This is a genomic window from Bradyrhizobium sp. 31Argb (assembly GCF_043638955.1).
In the GTDB taxonomy this organism is placed as follows: domain Bacteria; phylum Pseudomonadota; class Alphaproteobacteria; order Rhizobiales; family Xanthobacteraceae; genus Bradyrhizobium.
Map to the genome: position 1 here is coordinate 1 of NZ_JBEGDB010000518.1, position 2,286 is coordinate 2,286.

The 2,286-nt window shown below is 63.9% G+C and carries 2 protein-coding genes; both read right to left on the bottom strand.

Features of this window, described 5'->3' with window-relative positions; translation table 11 throughout:
• Nucleotides 1-265 precede the first annotated feature (265 nt).
• Entirely contained in the window at nt 266-676 is a 411-nt protein-coding gene (locus AAFX91_RS40875) for a (deoxy)nucleoside triphosphate pyrophosphohydrolase (RefSeq protein ID WP_027581863.1), read from the bottom strand.
• 124 nt (nt 677-800) lie between these two features.
• Nucleotides 801-2,042 (bottom strand): bifunctional glutamate N-acetyltransferase/amino-acid acetyltransferase ArgJ, encoded by a 1,242-nt coding sequence (gene argJ, locus AAFX91_RS40880; RefSeq protein WP_130581909.1) that lies wholly within the window; start codon nt 2,040-2,042, stop codon nt 801-803.
• Between the last annotated feature and the right edge of the window lie 244 nt (nt 2,043-2,286).

The window sequence follows — 2,286 nt, forward strand, 5'->3', positions numbered from 1 at the left end:
AATCGGGAGACACCCGAAGAATCCAATTCGCTCCGCTATGCAATACCCCCTAAGGCCATATGCGATTCCCCTACCCTGAAAGGGGAGGGCTATCGCATAAGAAATAGAACTTGGTGGGCGGTTCCTTCGCGGCCCATCCTTCGAGACGCCCGCCTTTGGCGGGCTCCTCAGGATGAGGTCTATTTCGCGGCGGAATCTTAGACCCTCATGGTGAGGAGCGCCGCTTGCGGCGCGTCTCGAACCATGAGGCCCGCCTCGTCCACACCTATAACAGCAGATCGATCAGATGTGGGATCAGCGGAATATCCGCCGCCGGCATCTCGTAGTCGCGCAACTTGTTGGCGCGGACCCAGGCGAGGTTCTGTCCCTCGCGCGCCGTCACCATGCCGTCCCAGCGCCGGCAGATATAGAGCGGCATCAGCAGGTGAAACGTCTCGTAGGCATGGCTCGCGAAGGTCAGCGGCGCCAGGCACGGCTCGGCGACGGTGATGCCGAGTTCTTCGTGCAATTCGCGGATCAGCGTCGCTTCCGGCCGTTCGCCTGCCTCGACCTTGCCGCCGGGAAATTCCCAGAGACCAGCCATCGGCTTGCCCGCAGGCCGCTGCGCCAGCAGCACGCGCTTGTCGGCATCAACAAGCGCGCAGGCAACCACGAGGGTGAGTTTGATATCGGTCATGCATCACACGCATGGATTGTTATGACGGCGGAATCGCAGGATGGGTAGAGCGAAGCGAAACCCATCAGTTTCGGAGCTACTGCACGAATGATGGGTTTCGCTTCGCTCTACCCATCCTACGTCGTCACGACCGATAATCGCCGTTGATCGCGACATATTCCTTGGTGAGATCGCAGGTCAGCACGCGGTCGCGGCCCTTGCCGAGGCCGAGGTTGACCTTGATCTGGATTTTCGGCTGCTTCATCGCCTGCGACACTTCCGCCTCGTTGTAGGAGGGATTGCGGGCGCCGCTCTTGGCGACGCGGATGCCGTTGAAGGAAATCGAGAGCTTGTCGCGGTTGGCGGGCTCGCCGGCCTTGCCGACCGCCATCACCACGCGGCCCCAATTGGCGTCCTCGCCGGCGATCGCGGTCTTCACCAGCGGCGAGTTCGCCACCGACATCGCGATCTTGCGCGCCGACGCCTTGGTGGTGGCGCCATCGACGATGATCTCGACCAGTTTCCGCGCGCCTTCGCCGTCACGCGCCACCTGTTCGGAAAGGTCGGCGAGCACATCACGGAACGCCTTGGCAAACGCTTTCAGGCGCGGATCGCTGGCGCGGCTGATCTTCGGCGCGCCGTTCGCGGCGGCGGTGCCGGTCGCGAATGCCAATAGCGTGTCCGATGTCGAGGTGTCGCCGTCGATGGTGACGGCGTTGAAGGTGTCTTCGACGCCGCTCTTCAGGAGCTGCTGCAGCGCGGCCGATGACAGCGGCGCGTCGGTGAAGATGAAGGAGAGCATCGTCGCCATGTCGGGTGCGATCATGCCGGCGCCCTTGGCCATGCCGTTGATCGTCACCTTGGCCTTGCCGAGCTTCACGGTCGCGGTCGCGACCTTCGGGAAGGTGTCGGTGGTCATGATCGCCTTCGCCGCGCTCATCCAGTCGTCGGGCGCAGCTTGCTCGGCCAGCGTCGCCAGCACCCCGTCGAACTTGGTCGCATCGAGCGGCTCGCCGATCACGCCGGTGGAGGCCAGGAACACCTCATTGACGCTGCAGCCGACCGCCTTGGCGGCGATCTGCGCGGTCAGCGCGGTCGACTGCTTGCCTGTCTTGCCGGTGAAGGCATTGGCGTTGCCGGAATTGACCACCAGGGCGCGCGCAGCTCCCTTGCCGAGCTTGGCGCGGCACCATTCGACCGGTGCCGAGGGGCACTTGGACTTGGTGAAGACACCGGCGACGGTGGTGCCCTTCTCCATCACCGCGAGCAGCACATCGGTGCGCCCCTTGTAGCGGATGCCGGCCGCCGCCGTCGCAAGCCTGACGCCCGCGATCGCGGGCAAATCGGGAACGTCTGTCGGGGCGAGAGGAGAAACGGCGGTGGACATGGAGAGCTTCCGGCTTCGAGGAGGGAAGCGCTCTGTATCATCTCAATTGTCGGAGCGGGAGAGGGGACGCGACACGATCACCCACCGTCGTCCCGGCGAAGGCCGGGACCCATACCGCGTGATCCATCTATCTTGCGTGGAGGCTCGTTGCCCCTCACCAACTCAGGCTGGTGGTTGATGGGGTGGACGGCCCCCTACGGCATCAGTTGTGCCAGAATGAGGTTGTCGAAATCTCAAACGAGGG

Coding starts and splice junctions, on each gene's coding strand:
- AAFX91_RS40875 (WP_027581863.1), bottom strand. CDS start 676: ATGACCGATATCAAACTCACCCTCGTGGTTGCCTGCGCGCTTGTTGAT.
- argJ (WP_130581909.1), bottom strand. CDS start 2,042: ATGTCCACCGCCGTTTCTCCTCTCGCCCCGACAGACGTTCCCGATTTG.